Below are 17,432 nucleotides of genomic sequence, written 5' to 3' on the forward strand. Positions count from 1 at the left end.
AGTAAGCTAATTTCCAACCCCCAATCCCCATCAATCAGCTCATCAAAAACATCCCGGACATCAACGCATTAACTCATCTGCACATCAGCACATTAGCACATCAGCTAAGACTCAGCTTAAACTTCTCCCCTACTTCCCGCAGATCCTTTATCACCGGCTCCAGCAAAGGAATCCCCTGCTCTCTTCTCTCTTTCTCCATTTCCCGCTCCGGGTCGCCGGGTATCAATACCTGCTGGCCATCCACTGGCGTAGCCCGCCGGAAACGGTTTATCCAGTTGTCCATATGGGCCTTAAACTCATCTGCCGGCCGGAAAGCATCCACCCGCATAGCGCCAAAGAAATGCCCCAGGCCCTCTCCCACCGGATCCGGCGGTAATGGCAGGAAACTCACAAATGGCGGCGCCCAGGGGCCATAATTGGCGCCTGAAAGAACGGCCGAAAATATGTCAACAATTGCACCCAAACAATACCCCTTATGACTCCCATGCTCGCGGTCGCCGCCCAGGGGCAGCAATGCGCCGCCGCTCCGGAGCTCATGCGGGTTCGTGCTTGAAGCGCCATCCTTATCCTGTATCCATCCTTCCGGAGCTTCCTGGCTTTTACGTTGCAGTATCTCCAGCTTGCCATTGGCAGCCGTAGTGGTGGCAAAATCCGCCACAAATGCCGGCTGTTCTCTAGCGGGAATGGCTACGGCAATGGGATTCGTGCCCAGCATACGCTCTTTGGCAAAAGTAGGCGCTACCAGCGGACTGGCATTGGTCATGGCCATGCCGATCATATCCCGCTCCAATGCCATCATAGCATGGTAGCCGGCAATGCCAAAATGATTGGAATGTTTTACGCTCACCCAGCCGGTGCCTGCTACGGCAGCCTTCTGTAAGGCCACTTCCATGGCAAAAGGCGCCACTACCAGCCCCAGACCGCCATCCCCATCCACCACCGCCGTACTGGGCGTTTCATGCACAATACGTATGTCTGGCGTGGCATTTATACGCCCGGCTTCCCATAAACGCACATAACCCGTTAACCGGGCTACGCCATGGGAATCCACTCCCCGCAGATCTGCTGACAACAATACCTCGCTGGCCTTATCCGCATGCTCCAACGAGCAGCCCATACGGATAAATACCTCCCTGGTAAACTCCCTTAAATGTTGATAGGAAAAAATATGGTCCATGCTTTTGTATCAGTGCTATTGATCAGGCTTGTGCAGTAGGTCCCCCAAAATTCATGGGCAGGGATACGGGATCCTGGTCCTGTATAGCCCCGTGTACAGATTCATATTTCTTGATATTATCCACCAGCGCCTTCATAAAACGCTTGGCATGCTGCGGGGTTAAGATAATGCGGGACTTAACCTTTGCTTTGGGCAATCCAGGCATTACATTGATGAAATCCACTACAAACTCTGCGTTGGAGTGCGTGATAATAGCCAGGTTGGCGTATACCCCCTCTGCAATTTCCTCGCTCAGTTCGATGTTTAACTGGTTCTGCTCTTCATGCTGATTGTCCATGTTTCTGTAGGTTTGAGGTACAAAAGTAAAAAAGAGACACCAAAACCAAACCGATTTTTGCCGTTCGGCGCCCCTCCTCCCTAAAAAGAGACAACCCAGGCAAGTAAAAACCTGCCTGGGTTGTCGTAAATCAATCAGTATAATACAAACTAAACTGGTGCTTATTGGACACCGGCTCTTGTATCCCAATACATTTTCTTACCCCAGAAATTGTCAGTCACTTCTTTTACAAATGAGCCACTGTTACCACCGTTTAAGGTAGTTTCGTTTTGAGGATAAGGATAACGGAACGGCGCCCTGTTATGACCAGCGAAGGGGGAACCTGCCGCTGCCGGTAAATTGGGAACATCCGTTCTTCTCGTCTCTGCCCATGCCTCGTGACCATTCTTAAACAGCGAGATCCATTTTTGTGTGTATAACCGGGTAACATCGCCAGTCCAGGCTACAGGAGCGCTGGCCAGGTAAGTAGTAGCAGCTGCGCCGGTAATACCATTTTCTGCCAGAGAGGCCAGTACGCCCAGATCATAGGCGTCTTTAGCGGTAGTACCTGTTGTCCACCCATTATTGGCCGCTTCTGCTATGATGAACTCCACTTCAGAATAACGCATAAAAGGAGTAAAGCCTGCATCAGTATAACGGAAACGGTCGCCGATCCTGGAGAAGTTTGCGATGGGCACATTACCGGCAGGGCCGATAGCTACGCCACGGAAAACATTATCTGCTGTTGCGGGTATAGCATATACAGGTAGCCTGGGATCATTTAAGGTTTGCAGGGTGGTAACCATTGGTGCGCTCACAGCATGGTCATCACGGCCCTGTGCATCACTGGCCCATGGCTCTATATATGGAGTGGAGCCAGTCCATTCCAGGAAGGCATTGTCTTCATTGCCTTCGAACACAGGGTATTTAGCCGGATTACCCAAGACTTCTTCAATATTGGTTTTGGCCAGCTGTGCATTCACTTTGGAAATACGGATAGCTACACGCAACCGCAGTGAGTTACAGAACTTGCGCCATTTGCTAACATCGCCACCGTACAGCAGGTCGCCCTCACCTAGTTTGCCATCGCCTTCCTGGGCAAACATATCGCCGGCTGCTTTCAGTCTTGTCAACAGTGCAGGATAGATATCTTCCTGTTTATCATATTTCGGTGTCAGCACGCCAGAGTCGCCAGCCAATGCGTCGGAGAACGGAATATCACGCCAGGTATCTGTGGCAATCTGCCATAAGAATGTCTGGAAAGTCATGGCGGCAGCCTCCAGGTTCACATTACCCTGTGCCTGCGCAGCCTTCATTACCAACTGGGCATTCTCCAGGTTCACGTAAGTATAACGCCATGTATTCTGTACGGTGACAGGGCGGAATACATAACGGGCTTCATCAATGTATTGGATCTTGCCAAGGTGGCCGCCGTAAGTTTCCGGCTCGTTCATATCACCCCAAACATCAAACAGCGTGGATCCGCTGTTCTGGATCACGTAAGCCAGGATGTTCGTGGCATTTACGTTCCGCGGGTTGTTCGGGTCAATATTAATTTCTTCGAACTTCTTGGTACAGGACTGACCCGCGAAGATCAGGCTGCCTGCTATGATGGTATATAATAACTTTTTCATTTTTGTGCGGTGTTTTAAATCCGTTAATCAGCTTATTCCTTTACAGTATTAGAAACCCACGTTCAGCTTAAAGCCAATGCTACGGTTGGACGGGATCTGGTACTGCTCAATGCCCAAACCATCTTCCAGAGAACCCATGCTGGTTTCCGGATCGATGTGAGCGCGGTTGCTCTTATCAGTATGCAGCAGCGCTACGTTACGTGCAAAGAAGGAGATACCTGCGCTCTTCACAAAATTGATACGGTTAAGCATTTTAGCAGGTACGGTGTAACCCAGCTCTATCTGGCGCAGTTTGATGTAAGAACCATCAATGATGGAGCTCTCACGGCCGCCATACAGGCTGTGGAAATAATCCTGCGCACCTACGCGGATATCATTTTCCTTACCGTCGGCTTTTACTACCCTTTCATTCTGCAGTACATCCTTACCTACGATCAGGCCATTGGAGCGGATATTACCTTCAGCAGTGTACTCCAGCACGCCGCTGTAAGCGCCAAACCAATCCGTTACGCTAAACAGATCGCCACCTTTACGCATGTCGATCAGGAAGCTGAAACGCACGTTGCGGAAAGTGAGGGTGTTCATAACGCCACCAATCCAGTCTGGAGTGATATTACCCAGTTCCTTTATAGGACCAAAAGTGGGCAGCCCATCATCGCCTACGATGATTGCGCCGGAAGCATCCCTTGCAAAACCTACCCCCCTGATCACACCGAAAGGTTGGCCAGGTATAGCGTCTACAGTAGTAGACCATGCAGTGGAGATGTTGTAAGACTGTAACTTCTGACCAGTTCTGGGATCAGTATACAGGCTAACTACCTTGCTGTTGTTCTTAGCCCAGTTAATGGTCATATCCCAGTTCAGGCCCTTGTCAGAACGGAGGATACCCAGGTTCAGCTGCAGTTCCACACCTTTATTGGAGATCTCGCCGGCATTGATATACTGACCGCGGTAACCAGTGGCGGGAGAGATATCTACAGCCATGATCTGGTCTTTGGTAGTTTTAGTATAGTAGGTCGCATCCAGACCCAGCCTGTTGTTCAGGAACTGCAATTCAGCGCCTATTTCAGAACTGGTGGTACGCTCAGGTTTCAGATCAACCGGAGGCAGGATAGTCTGGATATGATACATGGTCACGCCGTTGAAAGGAGGCAGCGGACGTACCGGGTTCTGATTATCCTGTGTATTGTAAGTGGCATAGATCTGGTAAGGATTAGTGGCATTACCCACCTGTGCCCAGCTGGCCCTGATCTTACCATAGTTAAGTATGGAAGTGTTCATCTTCAGCGCCTCTGTGAATATCCAGCTTAAGCTGGCAGAGGGATAGAAATAAGACCAGTTGTTGGAAGGTAAGGTAGAACTCCAGTCATTACGTGCAGTCACGTCTAAATATAACCAGCTCTTATAACCAAATGATGCTTGTCCAAACACGCTGTTGGAACGCAGACCGGTAGACTGCATATCAGTAACGGCCTGGCCTTTGGTGTTGGAGATAGTGAACAGGTTAGGCACCGTCAGCTGATCAGCACCCAGCAATGTCATCTTGGTGCGGTACTCGCGGAAGTTAGCGCCTGCAGTATAAGACAGGGAGAAATCGTTGCTTAATTTACCAGCGCCGGTTAAGATCAGGTCAGCATTCAGCTCGTTCAGGTTATACTGAGTCTGCCTGAAATAACCGCCACCCCACTCTTTATCTTTGGCGCTGATAAGTGTGAAGTTGGATTTGTTCCAGTATTGTTCTTTACGCGTTTCTGAAGACCAGTCATTACCTATCCTGCCGGTTAATGTTAACCAGTCATGGAATTTGTAGCTGGCGCTGGCATAACCAAAGATCCTGTCTTTAGCACGGCCATGCAGGTTTTTATACACGTTAAAGTACGGGTTATCATGGTAGTTGCTGTTCCAGTTGTAAGGGAACCCGTTGGCAAATTCATCATTATAATGCGCTTTCAGGTCCTGTACATCAACCTGGCGGCCAAACCAGCCCCCCAGTGATTGCAGCGGATTAAAGGTGTTATAACCTTGTCCGGTCAGGTTGTCGTTATTGATACGTACGTAGTTGGCCAGCACGTCCACCTTTAAACGGTCAGTTACCTGCTGGGTAGTGCTTAATGCAACGCTGTATTTGGTCTGGTCAGTATTGGGAATGGTACCCATCTGGCGTTGGCTGCTTAAACCCAGTCGGGTAGCGCCTTTGTCAGAATTAGATGCAACAGCTACAGAGTTGTCAATGGTAAATCCTGTAACAAAGAAGCTTTTCGTATTATCAGGATGAGATACCCAGGGAGTAGCCTGGCGGTTACCGTTGGCATCTATGGGACTGTTGAACTGAGGCAGGTTTAAACCCGCATCAAGGCGGGGGCCCCAGCTTTCATCCACGCCATCTGTTACACCACCACCTAAACCGTCTTTATAGGCAAAACCGATCTGCTGTGCCCATTCCTGGTAGGACTGGGGGTTCAGCGTGGTATCAGCGCCAATATCTTTCAGCGCCAGCTGGCCTGTTTTGAACAGGTTGTAGTAGTATTCATCACCATAGCCACCCTGGCCATACTTGTTCTGGTACTTAGGCAGAATATACATCTTCTCGAAAGAAGCGCCACCAGAGTAGGTTACGCCAATGCCATTGGTTTTGCCGGTATTCTTGCCATTTTTGGTGGTGATCAGGATCACACCGTTGGCAGCGCGGTAACCGTACAACGCGGCAGCGTTAGCGCCTTTCAGTACAGAGATGGAGGCAATGTTGTTTGGATCCAGATCTCCAACACCGTTACCATAGTCCACAGAACCATTACCGGTTGCTGCTGTAGAGAAGTTGTTGATGGGCACACCGTCAATTACATACAACGGATCGTTGTTCTTGAAGGAGTTGTTACCCCTTAATACCACACGGGTAGAAGCGCCTACTGCGCCACTGGCGCCAGTCACTTGCATACCGGATACTTTACCGGAAAGTGAGTTAAGGAAGTTCTGCTCATTGGACTTAGTCAGCTGGTCGCCGCCTACTTCCTGTATGGCATAACCTAATGCCTTCTTTTCCCTCTTGATGCCCAAAGCAGTTACCACTACTTCCTGCAGGCTTTCATTGCTTACCTGCAATGTAATATTCATAACCCCGGAGGCGCCCACCGTCACATCCTGTGTGGCGTAACCTACGCTTCTAACGGTTAATACTACATTGTCTCCGGAAACATTTAATTTGAAACTGCCGTCTTGTCCAGTGGCGGAGCCTGTGTTTGTCCCTTTAATTTGTACTGTTGCAAACGGTATAGGAGCGCCATCGCTTCCTGTTACCTTACCTGTAACCTGGCGCTGTTGGGCAAAGGCCAGCGTTACAATCACCATAAGCATGGTGAAAAAGAGTAACGTCTTTTTCATTTAGTAACGATTTAGATTTTGGTTGACACGGCCCACAAGTTGAGAAAAATTTCGGTTCGACCCAAGAAAAAATTAACAATTGATTAAGAATATTTTAATTTCTAATTCATTTAGATGTTTAGAATCATTCAATTAAGCACTAAAAATTAACATTGCGTATTTTTTACATTTTAACAAACTAGACAAGTTTTTGTCTTAAAATAGATGTTGTAACTGCAATTGAACAGCAGTTTTTTGCCCGCCATCAACAGTATCCCACCCGCTTCCAACCGCCACTGCATTGGCATAAATGGCCTGGCTCCATCTCATCCCCAATACCAGCCGGCGGGTAATATTCCACCGCAGGTTTATGGCATACTGCCACCCCTCCCCGCTTAGCTGTGATACACTGTAATTACTTAACATACTGCTCTCTATCGCATACATCGTGGCGCCCGCCCCGCCTGCCCCAAACCAGGTAATACGGCCAGAGGCCCTTAGCGGCAACGACGTAAAACGGTATTGCAGCTCCTGGTAACATAACCATCCCTGTTGTTTAGCAAACGCCTTACTGTAATAAGTCCACTCCAGGCGGCTGCGCAGCTGCAATTGTGCGCTGAGCGGCAAACTCACCTGGCAGCGCCAGCTATTGGTAATTACCCGCACTGGCGCGGCTATATAACGGCTCCCGCCTGTCTCATTCTCCATACCCGCCTGGTGCCGGTAGCGGATAAACGCTTCCGTGTGTTTATCCGGTGTATAGGTAAGCGCAGCTAATAGTTCATTCCCTGCAGAAGGTGCATTGGTACGGTATTTCAGCCAGGGAAAACAGAACAGATCAGCATACCCCTCACATCTTAGCTGTGGCGTTAAACGCAGGGTAATAGCCGTATACCAGCCGCTTTCATTCACCGGCCGGTAATTATTCCCAAAAGCATTACTATATAAGGATTGATAACGTTTATCATAATAACGGTATACCAGCGCCACATCTGCCGCCGGCGCTACACTGGTCAGTAAGCCATTCACCGTAGCAATATGGCCATGCGCATCCGTAGCCAGCTCGCCAAAAAAATGTACTTGTTTCCAGTTGCCGCTGTAATCAAAACTGGTATTGAACAGCTGCTTCCCTTCCGGCGCAAACAGATTGTAGGGTGCATCATTCTTTAGTATAGGTGTTGAAAAATGATGTTGTATCACGTTAACCCCCATACGCCAGTTGCCATTATCATAAACGGCATTACCGCCTGCGGAAAGCTGTTGCACCGCACCGCGTTTGGCCGCTTCTACAGCGGTACGGTGATAACCATTAGTAACAAAAGAACTGATATAAGGCGCAGCCTCCAGCGTGTCCAATTCACCCGTATTCCCATCCAGCCGGCGCAATGATACAAAACCTGTCGCCTGCCAATGGCCCTGCTGTAGCGTAACACCCGCACCCCGGAAAAAATAATGCTCCCCGCTGGATACATACGGGCGCAACACCTCCCCTTCCCGCTTTACCTGCATCACGATCGCGCTTTTACCAAATGCCAGCGAGTGCCATTGCAACAGCCCCTGTCCCATATTCACAGTAAAATCACCTAAGGCCAGCGCTTTGATGTTTTTATAATTACGGATGAATAAATGCATGCTATAAAAATCAAAGCCCTGTTGCTGCGCCCCCTTGAAGAACTGTTCCCCGGCGTCTTTTTCCATCGTAATACCCCAACTGGCATATCGCGGAAAATTGTAACGGTAACGCACCAACAATTGATCCGGAGTGCCGGCATAATGAGGTGGTACAGTATCCGCGCGTTTATAACCACGGGCGGTTTCCAGTTGCCGGCCATATCGCAGCAATAAACTATGCTGTCCTTTACGCAGATAATCCCGGAAACTATACTGCGGCGCCAAACCATCACCGGTAGAAACATATGGCAATAACCGCCGTATCAACGCCTCATCAAAACCAGGCACAGCTTGCAGCTCATAGATGCTGACAAATGCACCCAGTAAACGGCGGTAGCTAAGCAGGTTATTTACCTGCAGCGGCGTTAACATGCCCAATGACTGTAAAGTAGCCGCATCCGCGCTGTTCAGCGATACTTTATGCCGGGCATATGCCTGCAGCTGCTGCCAACGCGTATCATCCTCCGGGTTGACGGTATTATGCTCCAGCTGTTCTTCCGCCGCTGCGGATAATATCTCTGCCGGCTGTTGCCCATAGCAGTAATTGCAGGAGCACAATATCAGCGCCCCTGCTAAAACAATACAGATGCAATTCATGGCAGTTGATTTTTAGTCTTTACCTGCCATACAATTGCCGTAGCCGGAGAAATACCCAATTGCGGATGATAGCTGCCTGAAATGAATATACGCAAGGCCTGCCAGCTAAAGGAGATGCCGCCGCCACTCTGCTGCGGGTCCGTAGCAATGCCCAGCTGAAATGATAACTGCGGCATTACCCGGTACGCGCACATCAGCCGGGTAGTAAGGCCGCGATCACTTTCCCGTATCAGGGAGGCGCTTAACAGGAAGTCCGGAGACACTTCATATCCCGCGCCTGCACTGTATACCACCGGTATCGCCTCTTGTGCGTCTTTATATAGCTGTTGCCCTGCCGGATTAAAAGCATGTATACCGGCATGCAGCTGCGGCGTAATATGCAGTAAACATCCCGCTTCAAAACTAACCGTCGCAGCACGCCCATACTGCTGCATAGACATAGCCAGGTAATCCGCCTGCACGCCTATACTTACTTTACTGCCCAGCGTTCTGCCATAAGCAAAACCCAGCTTCTGCTGTTGAAAAGCGCTGTAACCAAAATGCTGTACAGATAAACCAAACGTGCCGGATGCCGTAGGCAACGCCACAGCCGCCGTATACAGGTTCAGTGCCTGCAGCATAAAGCGCCGTTCCGTATACACGCCTGCGGTAAAATGATCAAGATGGGCCAGGCCGGCCTGGTTATGCTGTGCGGTAAGCACATGCTGAAATTGCACGCTGTACGCGCCAACGGCCTGTTGCGGGCCTGCGGGTAACCAAACGGATTGGGCATATAGCAACAACGTGCCCAAGGTGCAAACAACGGTACACATGAGGGTCCTCATTTATAAAATGGTTGGTTGGTGACACTATTTTCTGAGGGAACGTTGCAACAAAGAGTGGGGCGTATGTATTGATAAAACTAATGAGAACAATTCAGATAACTAATATACAGAGAAAACCGGTCAGAACAATCCATATAATTGCGAATCTATCCTGGAGATGATCTCACCAAGATCTTCCTCGCTATCAGGAAACTTGTTCTTATCAATATCTATTACCAGCAGGGGGCCTTCCTGGTACTTTTCAATCCAGTTGTTATAATATTCGTTTAATCGTTTCAGATAATCCAGCCGGATATTCTCTTCATACTCCCTGCCGCGTTTCTGTATCTGGGCTACCAGCGTAGGCACAGAAGCATGCAGGTAAATAAGCAGGTCCGGCGGCTTTACCATCGACTTCAGGGTCTCAAAGAAATTGAAGTAATTGTCAAAATCCCTTTTGGTCATAAGGCCCATCTCATACAGGTTAGGCGCAAAGATGTGCGCATCCTCGTAAATGGTACGGTCCTGTATAACAGTATCCTTGCCGTTCTGTATCTCCAGCAGCTGCTTTAAACGGCCGTGCAGGAAATATACCTGCAGGTTAAAGGACCAGCGGGGCATGTCTTCATAAAAATCGTTCAGGTAGGGATTATGCTCTACATCTTCAAACTGGGGCGCCCATTTGTAATGCCTGGCCAGCAATTCCGTCAGGGTGGTCTTGCCGGCGCCTATGTTGCCCGCAATTGCAATGTGCTTGATCTTGTTTGGTTTTGCCATGCGTTAATTGTGGTAAGTCTTATAAGCTGTAAACTGCCGTAAATGCAATAGAAAATATAATTTACATAAAACTGGTTGATTTGCTAACAAATCACCACATAAATAAATGCTTTTTTATGTAAAATTATTGTGCTATCTACCGTTAGTGGGCACTGTACCATTAGTAATCAGTAGTTATTCTGCTGATAGTAACCAGTAGTTATCTTGCCGATAGCAACCACTAGCTACCCTCCCAATAGTCACCAGTAGTTATCCTGTTGATAGTAACCAATAGTTACCTACCGATAACAACCAATAGTTACCTACCAATAGCAACCAATGGTTACCTACTGATAGTAGCTGACGGTAACCCTACTGGTAATAGTTGATCCCTATCAGGGCCCTTGCTGCTTGCAAAGTTTGTGCCGCACTTGCACGCGCTTTTTCTGCCCCATCCTTCAGGATACGACGGAGATATGGTACATCCTGCTGCAATGCCTGCGCCTTTTCACGGATAGGCGCTATAAAGGCCACCATATCTTCTGCCAGCTGCTTTTTCATATCACCGTAACGGATAGACTGATTTTCATACGCCAGTCTGAAATTATCCACCGCATCAGGGGCAGATACTGATTGCATTAACAGGAAAAGGTTCGAAATGGTTTCAGGCATGGGGGCGCCTGGTTCTGCCGGCCCGCTATCAGTTTTTGCCTTCATTACCTTCTTCCGGATCAGCTCATCTGTATCATTGAGATACAGGGTGGCCATTTCATTTTCACTTTTACTCATTTTGCCGGTACCATCCAGGCTGGGGATCCTTACCAGGTTATCGCCAAAATTAAAGGCTATCGGCTCAGGGAATAGTTCTTCCCCGTAACGGGTATTAAAACGCTGCGCAAAATTACGCGCCATCTCCAGGTGCTGCTCCTGATCTTTGCCCACCGGCACTTTTATAGCCCGGTGCACCAGAATATCAGCGCTCATCAGCACGGGGTAGGTAAGCAGCCCTGCGTTTACATTCTGGGGCTGTAAACGTACTTTATCTTTAAACGTAGGTACCTTCTCCAACTCGCCTTTATAGGCCAGCATGTTCAGCAACAGGTACAATTCCGCAATTTCCGGCACATCGCTCTGCGCATATAATGCCACTTTTTCAGGGTCCAGGCCGGAGGCAATATTTTCTGCCAGCAGGCGGAACACATTGCCACGCAGGTCTTTAGGATCCGGATGGGTGGTCAGCGAATGCCAGTCTGCCACAAAAAAGTAGCAGTTATAGTCCTCCTGCATCCGGATATAATTACGGATCGCGCCAAAATAATTCCCTAAATGTAAAAATCCTGTAGAGCGTATCCCGCTTACTACTATTTCTTTTCCTGTTGCCATAACGGGGTGCAAGATAATAAATCCCCATTTATCCCTAATTTTGAGGAGCTGTCATATTTATCATTAATATTTCAATATCTTTTCATTTAATTTGATCATGGAAGTAAATGATGTTTTGGTACAACAACTAGCAGACCTGGCAAGGCTGGAATTCAACGAGCAGGAAAGGGCTGGTATTCAGCATGACCTGCAGCGTATGATCACCTTTGTAGAAAAACTGAATGAGCTGGATACCACACATGTTAAACCCCTGCTTTTCTTAACGGAGAATTACAACATGTTCCGGGAAGATAAGGTAGTGCCTTCCATCACCCGCGAAGAAGGGCTGCAGAACGCCCCTGCCGCCAGTGATCAGTACTTTAAAGTACCCAAAGTCATTAAAAAATAACCTGTACTATGCGCCCGGAGTCCGTCATCCATTTGGAACATATCCGTAAAAGCTATTTTATCGGCCGTAATGAGCTGCCGGTGCTGAAAGGCATATCCCTGGATATTAATAAGAACGAATATGTAGCCCTCATGGGCCCTTCCGGCTCCGGTAAAAGCACCCTCATGAATATGCTGGGCTGCCTCGACTCTCCCACCAGCGGTAAATATATCCTCAGCGGACATGATGTAAGCAAAATGGAGGATAATGAGCTGGCCCGCGTGCGTAACCAGGAAATAGGCTTTGTATTCCAGCAGTTTAACCTCATGCCCCGCCTCTCCGCCCTGGAGAACGTAGCCGTACCCCTGATCTATGCAGGCATCAGCAAAAAAGAAAGGGAAGAGAGAGCCATGGAGGTGATCAAGAAAGTAGGCCTGGGCGACCGTTACAAACATAAGCCCAATGAGCTGTCTGGTGGCCAGTGCCAGCGTGTGGCCATAGCCCGGGCATTGGTGAACACGCCCTCCCTGATCCTGGCAGACGAACCTACCGGTAACCTGGATACCAAAACTTCCGTGGAGATCATGGAGATCTTTGGGCAGATCCACTCCTCCGGTAATACCGTAGTGCTGGTTACCCATGAAGAAGACATTGCCGATCATGCCCGCCGCATCGTACGCTTACGCGACGGCCTGATCGAAACCGATAAACTGAACGAGAAATACCTGCAGGCAGCGGCTTCCAAATAACGCTGGCCGCCAATCCTTCTAAAATGGCATCCAAGATCTACACCAAAACAGGCGATAAGGGCAAGACCTCCCTTATTGGCGGCACCAAGGTTCCTAAAAGTCACATCCGTATAGATACATATGGCACTATAGATGAGCTCAACTCCTATATAGGCCTGGTAAATGACCATATTACCGCCAACGCCGGCAATATGACAGCTGCTAATGCCGCTACTACCCCAGCCACTACCAACGCGCTTTTAAAGGAAATACAGGACCGCCTCTTCACCATAGGCGCCGCCCTGGCCTGCGATCCCGAAAAGGAAACCAAAATGAGCATACCGGACCTTAAACCGGAAGACGTGCTGCTGCTGGAAAAAAGCATGGACCAGCTAAACGAAGAGTTACCGGAAATGAAAGCTTTTGTACTGCCAGGCGGCCATATAGCTGTATCTACCTGCCATGTGGCGCGCTGTGTATGCCGCCGCGTAGAACGCCTCTGTGTAGGCATGCAGGAGCTGGAACTGTTCATCGATCCCCTGATCCTGCAATACATCAATCGTTTGAGCGATTACCTGTTTGTACTGGCCCGCTGGATAGGCCACCGGCTGCAAGTGGAAGAAGTGAAATGGCAACCCAGGGTGTAAAGGGGGCTATACCGGCAGGAAATTGCTGTACCATGCCCGCACCCCATATATACTGCAATGAAGCTGCAAATAGCTTGTAAAACGTTCTCCATTGGATATCGCAGTGTCCCAACGAAGACATAAATCCTTATCACTTATTTATAGACCGCCAATCATCCTCAATTAATGATCTTCCCGTCTTTCATCACTAATTGTCTATCGCTCAACGGCGCCAATTCCTCATTATGCGTCACAATAATAAAAGTCTGCTTGAACTGATCCCGTAACTCCAGGAAAAGCTGGTGCAATTCCCTTGCGTTCTTAGAATCCAGGTTACCCGTAGGCTCATCTGCCATCACAATGGCGGGGCTATTGATCAGGGCCCTGGCTACGGCTACCCGTTGCTGTTCGCCACCGGAAAGCTCATTAGGCTTATGATCTACACGGCTTTCCAGCCCCAGGGTGGATAACAGGAAACGGGCCCTTTCCCTTACTTCTTTTTTAGGTGTTCCCGCAATAAAACCAGGGATACAAACATTTTCCAGGGCGGAAAACTCCGGCAACAAGTGATGGAACTGGAAAATAAAGCCAATATTCTTATTACGGAAATCCGCCAGGGCATTGCCTCTGAGGGTGGTCAGGTTTACATCCTCCAGCCACACCTCCCCCGAAGAGGGGATATCCAGGGTACCCAGCAAATGCAGCAAAGTGCTTTTACCCGCCCCGGAGGAGCCAACGATGGTAACAATTTCTCCCCTACCCACTGTAACGTCTACCCCTTTCAACACCTGTAAGTTGGAATAATTTTTGGTAAGATTGCGAGCAACTAACATACTCAAAGAAAAGTAATTAACCGTTAAAATAGTAATAGTTGTTTATTTCAAATTAAATAATACTTTTGCGAAAATTTAAAGACAGTAAAAATTTTAATAACATGTACTGGACATTAGAATTAGCTTCATACCTGGAGGACGCTCCATGGCCAGCTACGAAAGACGAACTAATAGACTATGCCATCCGTTCCGGTGCACCGATAGAAGTTATTGAGAATTTGCAGGAACTGGAGGACGAGGGTGAAATTTACGAAGGGATAGAGGATATATGGTCTGATTATCCGTCCCAAGACGACTTCTTCTTTAATGAGGACGAGTATTAGATAACGGAAATTATCCAGCTGTTAACCCTCTCGCATCCGCCCTCCTTTCAAAAAAAGAATTAAGCCGCCCCGGCAATTTGAACGGGACGGCTTATTTTTTTATCCTTATTAGGAATATACTACTGCTTATTTTTCCATTTGTGCTACAATGCCAGCTGATACCCCGGTAAAGGAGAAGCCGCCATCGTGGAACAGGTTCTGCATGGTTACCATACGGGTCAGGTCAGAGAACAGCGTTACTACATAGTTGGCGCACTGGTCAGCCGTAGCATTACCCAGCGGGCTCATTTTCTCTGCATAGGACATAAAGCCGTCAAAACCCTTTACGCCGCTGCCTGCCGTAGTTTTGGTGGGCGATTGGGAAACGGTGTTGATACGTACCTTATTACGAATGCCATAATGGTAGCCAAAGCTGCGGGAAATAGACTCCAGCAGGGCTTTTGCGTCCGCCATCTCGCTATAGTCAGGGAATACGCGCTGTGCGGCAATATAAGTAAGCGCTACCACAGAAGCCCAGTCATTCAGGGCGTCCATCTGGTAAGCGGTTTGCAGCACGCGATGCAGGGACATGGCAGATATGTCAAAGGTCTTGTGATTGAAATCATAATCCAGATCGGTATAGGAACGGCCTTTACGCACGTTCATACCCATACCTACTGAGTGGAGCACAAAATCTATCTTACCGCCAAAGTGTTCCATGGATTTGGTAAAAAGATTCTTGAGATCGTCCATATTGGTAACATCGGCCGGGATAACCGGCGCGTTGCAGGTTTCAGCCAGTTTTTTGATCTCCCCCATACGCAGCGCAATGGGAGCGTTGGTAAGCACAATCTGAGCGCCCTCTTCCACACAACGTAAAGCGGTTCTCCAGGCCAGAGAATGCTCGTCCAGCGCGCCGAATATGATACCTTTCTTTCCTTGTAATAAGTTATGAGCCATTGGGTCAAAAATTAATTTGCGGCAAAAATAGTTGTTTTTAGTTATAAGTTGCTAGTGTATACCCACTCTTGGTGGTCACCGGAGCGTACCTTTAATAGCCAGTGGCTGAATGCCAGCCGCTGGTTCTCTTTCCTTCAGTTCATCACCATTTCCCGGGCATTTTCCAGCGCGGCGGCGGTTGGCTTCTCCCCGCTCAGCATCTGGGCAATAGCAGTAATACGCTCTTCCTGCGTAAGCAGGCGCACGCCCGTGGTTACTTTACCCTCCCGGTTCTCCTTGTACACAAAGTAATGGGCGTCAGCTTTACCGGCTATCTGCGGCTGGTGGGTGATACAGATCACCTGGTGGGCGTTCGCCAGATCCTTCAGGATCACGCCTACCTGGCGGGCGGCTTCACCGGAAATACCAGTGTCTATTTCGTCAAATATAAGCGTAGGCAGCGCTACGGACTGGGCCACCAGTGATTTGATACACAGCATCAGACGGCTTAATTCCCCACCGGACGCTACTTTGCGTATAGGCGCAAACTGTCCGCTCTTATTGGCGTCGAACAGGAACTCTATCTGGTCCTGTCCCCAGGGCTGTAAGGTACCGGCCGTAATACTCACTTTCAGTACCGCATTGGGCATCCCTACCTGTTTCAGCAGGGCGTTCACATGTTCCTCAAAAGGTACCACTTCCTGGGTGCGCAGGGTGGTAATATCGTCTGCCATCTCCTGCAGGGATTGTTGCAGCGTATTTTGCTCTATTTCCAGCTGAGCCAGCTGCTCATCCATATTCAGGGCGCTTTCTACCTTTACCTGCAGGCTGGCTTTTATAGCCAATAGCTCTGCGGTGGTTTGCACGCCGTGTTTCTTGAGAAGTTTATAACCGGTGGCCAGGCGTTCGTTCGCCTGTTCTATACGGTTCGCATCGTGCTGGATGCCGTCGTTGATGCGCTCCAGTTCATCGGCAATATCCTGCAGTTCCAGGTAGGAAGATTGCAGCCTTTCCGCTATCGCAGGCAGCTCCTGCTGAAAACCCGCCAGGCCTTGCAGGGCGGATTGCAGCTGTTTGATCTGCTGTACGATCGGCTGTTCGTCTTCTTTTAACTGAAAACAGGCCCTGTTAAGGGTATTTTTGATCTCTTCCGCATGCGTGAGGGTTTTCAGCTCCGCATCCAGGTCTTCGATCTCATTTTCACCAAAAGCGGCATCTGTCAGCTCATCCAGCAGGAATTTGTTATAGTCCAGCTCCTTATTGGCGCTGTCCCGTTGGTCCTGCAGCTGTTTCAGCTGACGGGTCACATGGCTGTAGCGCTGCCAGGCCAGCTGGTATTGCTGCATTTGCTCCGGTTCATTCACCAGGGCGTCCACTACCCTGCGCTGGAAATCGCTTTTTTCCAGTTCCAGCGTATCAAACTGTTGGTGCAGGTCTACCAGGTAGCCGCTTAATTCTATCAGCTGGGTAAGATTTACAGGCGTGTCGTTTACAAACGCGCGGGATTTGCCATTGGCGCTTACTTCCCGGCGGATGATCAGCGTGTCTTCCAGGTCCAGCTCATGCTGCTGGAAAAAGTCTGCCACCTGGGCGTTCTTTACCCGGAATATGCCTTCCACCACACATTTGCCTTCTTTATCAAACAGCACGCCCGGGTCGGCCCTTTCCCCTAATACTAAAGATAAAGCCCCCATCAGGATGGATTTGCCGGCGCCCGTTTCACCTGTGATAATGTTCAGGTTACCGGAAAAATCTACTTCCAGATGATCAATGATCGCGTAATTCTTAACAATTAGTCTTTGTAACATATAGGGAGTTTGTGTTACTGGTGGTACGAATTAAAATTAAAAGCCTGAATTTTTACATAGAAGTTATGCACAATCTCCGATTCACGTATGCCCCATACCGGCCGGTAGATGGCGCTGCGCAAAGTAACCGGGCGG

At 49.0% G+C, this 17,432-nt stretch carries 15 protein-coding genes; 4 read left to right on the plus strand and 11 right to left on the minus strand.

Features of this window, described 5'->3' with window-relative positions; translation table 11 throughout:
* Positions 1 to 100: 100 nt before the first annotated feature.
* From F0L74_RS30360 to trpS, 8 genes are all read right to left on the minus strand, one after another.
* Positions 101 to 1,177: an Ldh family oxidoreductase gene (locus F0L74_RS30360; protein WP_149841636.1), complete on the minus strand. Its 1,077-nt coding sequence runs from the start codon at positions 1,175 to 1,177 to the stop codon at positions 101 to 103.
* A 22-nt stretch (positions 1,178 to 1,199) separates the two neighbouring features.
* Positions 1,200 to 1,514, minus strand: a complete 315-nt coding sequence (locus F0L74_RS30365; RefSeq protein ID WP_149841637.1) for a DUF3467 domain-containing protein — start codon at positions 1,512 to 1,514, stop codon at positions 1,200 to 1,202.
* Positions 1,515 to 1,675: 161 nt separating this feature from the next.
* Positions 1,676 to 3,127 carry a SusD/RagB family nutrient-binding outer membrane lipoprotein gene (locus F0L74_RS30370; RefSeq protein ID WP_149841638.1) on the minus strand — a complete coding sequence of 484 codons (1,452 nt, stop codon included), beginning with the start codon at positions 3,125 to 3,127 and terminating at the stop codon, positions 1,676 to 1,678.
* Positions 3,128 to 3,175: 48 nt separating this feature from the next.
* Complete coding sequence (locus F0L74_RS30375) at positions 3,176 to 6,505, minus strand: SusC/RagA family TonB-linked outer membrane protein (protein ID WP_149841639.1); 3,330 nt, start codon at positions 6,503 to 6,505, stop codon at positions 3,176 to 3,178.
* Between the two features lie 195 nt (positions 6,506 to 6,700).
* Positions 6,701 to 8,752, minus strand: a complete 2,052-nt coding sequence (locus F0L74_RS30380; protein ID WP_149841640.1) for a ComEA family DNA-binding protein — start codon at positions 8,750 to 8,752, stop codon at positions 6,701 to 6,703.
* Complete coding sequence (locus F0L74_RS30385; RefSeq protein ID WP_149841641.1) at positions 8,749 to 9,564, minus strand: hypothetical protein; 816 nt, start codon at positions 9,562 to 9,564, stop codon at positions 8,749 to 8,751. Before F0L74_RS30385 ends, F0L74_RS30380 begins: the two co-directional genes overlap by 4 nt.
* Positions 9,565 to 9,696: 132 nt before the next feature.
* A complete protein-coding gene (locus F0L74_RS30390) occupies positions 9,697 to 10,332 on the minus strand; it encodes a deoxynucleoside kinase (protein ID WP_149841642.1) in 636 nt (211 codons plus the stop codon).
* Positions 10,333 to 10,683: 351 nt separating this feature from the next.
* Positions 10,684 to 11,694 (minus strand): tryptophan--tRNA ligase, encoded by a 1,011-nt coding sequence (gene trpS, locus F0L74_RS30395; RefSeq protein ID WP_149841643.1) that lies wholly within the window; start codon positions 11,692 to 11,694, stop codon positions 10,684 to 10,686.
* Between the two features lie 115 nt (positions 11,695 to 11,809).
* Between trpS and gatC the strand changes: the two genes are divergently transcribed.
* Genes gatC through F0L74_RS30410 form a run of 3 tightly spaced genes read left to right on the plus strand, consistent with a single transcriptional unit; the run spans position 11,810 to position 13,436 of the window.
* Positions 11,810 to 12,082 (plus strand): Asp-tRNA(Asn)/Glu-tRNA(Gln) amidotransferase subunit GatC, encoded by a 273-nt coding sequence (gatC, locus tag F0L74_RS30400; protein WP_246197861.1) that lies wholly within the window; start codon positions 11,810 to 11,812, stop codon positions 12,080 to 12,082.
* Between the two features lie 8 nt (positions 12,083 to 12,090).
* A complete protein-coding gene (locus F0L74_RS30405; protein WP_149841645.1) occupies positions 12,091 to 12,810 on the plus strand; it encodes an ABC transporter ATP-binding protein in 720 nt (239 codons plus the stop codon).
* Between the two features lie 23 nt (positions 12,811 to 12,833).
* Positions 12,834 to 13,436, plus strand: coding sequence for a cob(I)yrinic acid a,c-diamide adenosyltransferase (locus F0L74_RS30410; RefSeq protein WP_149841646.1), 603 nt, complete (start codon positions 12,834 to 12,836; stop codon positions 13,434 to 13,436).
* A 158-nt stretch (positions 13,437 to 13,594) separates the two neighbouring features.
* Here the strand turns inward: F0L74_RS30410 and F0L74_RS30415 are convergent, their stop codons facing one another.
* Positions 13,595 to 14,248 carry an ABC transporter ATP-binding protein gene (locus F0L74_RS30415; protein WP_149841647.1) on the minus strand — a complete coding sequence of 218 codons (654 nt, stop codon included), beginning with the start codon at positions 14,246 to 14,248 and terminating at the stop codon, positions 13,595 to 13,597.
* Between the two features lie 101 nt (positions 14,249 to 14,349).
* On the opposite strand from F0L74_RS30415, the gene F0L74_RS30420 reads away from it, so the two are divergent.
* Entirely contained in the window at positions 14,350 to 14,571 is a 222-nt protein-coding gene (locus tag F0L74_RS30420) for a DUF2795 domain-containing protein (RefSeq protein ID WP_012794455.1), read from the plus strand.
* 126 nt (positions 14,572 to 14,697) lie between these two features.
* On the opposite strand, the gene F0L74_RS30425 is transcribed toward F0L74_RS30420, so the two are convergent.
* Positions 14,698 to 15,510, minus strand: coding sequence for an enoyl-ACP reductase FabI (locus F0L74_RS30425; RefSeq protein ID WP_149841648.1), 813 nt, complete (start codon positions 15,508 to 15,510; stop codon positions 14,698 to 14,700).
* Between the two features lie 134 nt (positions 15,511 to 15,644).
* Positions 15,645 to 17,297 carry a DNA repair protein RecN gene (recN, locus tag F0L74_RS30430; protein WP_149841649.1) on the minus strand — a complete coding sequence of 551 codons (1,653 nt, stop codon included), beginning with the start codon at positions 17,295 to 17,297 and terminating at the stop codon, positions 15,645 to 15,647.
* Between the last annotated feature and the right edge of the window lie 135 nt (positions 17,298 to 17,432).

Origin of the sequence: Chitinophaga agrisoli (assembly GCF_008386695.1) — a bacterium.
Classification (GTDB): domain Bacteria; phylum Bacteroidota; class Bacteroidia; order Chitinophagales; family Chitinophagaceae; genus Chitinophaga; species Chitinophaga agrisoli.

Coding starts and splice junctions, on each gene's coding strand:
- F0L74_RS30420 (WP_012794455.1), top strand. CDS start 14,350: ATGTACTGGACATTAGAATTAGCTTCATACCTGGAGGACGCTCCATGG.
- F0L74_RS30385 (WP_149841641.1), bottom strand. CDS start 9,564: ATGTGTACCGTTGTTTGCACCTTGGGCACGTTGTTGCTATATGCCCAA.
- F0L74_RS30370 (WP_149841638.1), bottom strand. CDS start 3,127: ATGAAAAAGTTATTATATACCATCATAGCAGGCAGCCTGATCTTCGCG.
- F0L74_RS30410 (WP_149841646.1), top strand. CDS start 12,834: ATGGCATCCAAGATCTACACCAAAACAGGCGATAAGGGCAAGACCTCC.
- F0L74_RS30365 (WP_149841637.1), bottom strand. CDS start 1,514: ATGGACAATCAGCATGAAGAGCAGAACCAGTTAAACATCGAACTGAGC.
- F0L74_RS30360 (WP_149841636.1), bottom strand. CDS start 1,177: ATGGACCATATTTTTTCCTATCAACATTTAAGGGAGTTTACCAGGGAG.
- F0L74_RS30380 (WP_149841640.1), bottom strand. CDS start 8,752: ATGAATTGCATCTGTATTGTTTTAGCAGGGGCGCTGATATTGTGCTCC.
- F0L74_RS30390 (WP_149841642.1), bottom strand. CDS start 10,332: ATGGCAAAACCAAACAAGATCAAGCACATTGCAATTGCGGGCAACATA.
- F0L74_RS30375 (WP_149841639.1), bottom strand. CDS start 6,505: ATGAAAAAGACGTTACTCTTTTTCACCATGCTTATGGTGATTGTAACG.
- F0L74_RS30405 (WP_149841645.1), top strand. CDS start 12,091: ATGCGCCCGGAGTCCGTCATCCATTTGGAACATATCCGTAAAAGCTAT.
- recN (WP_149841649.1), bottom strand. CDS start 17,297: ATGTTACAAAGACTAATTGTTAAGAATTACGCGATCATTGATCATCTG.
- F0L74_RS30415 (WP_149841647.1), bottom strand. CDS start 14,248: ATGTTAGTTGCTCGCAATCTTACCAAAAATTATTCCAACTTACAGGTG.
- trpS (WP_149841643.1), bottom strand. CDS start 11,694: ATGGCAACAGGAAAAGAAATAGTAGTAAGCGGGATACGCTCTACAGGA.
- F0L74_RS30425 (WP_149841648.1), bottom strand. CDS start 15,510: ATGGCTCATAACTTATTACAAGGAAAGAAAGGTATCATATTCGGCGCG.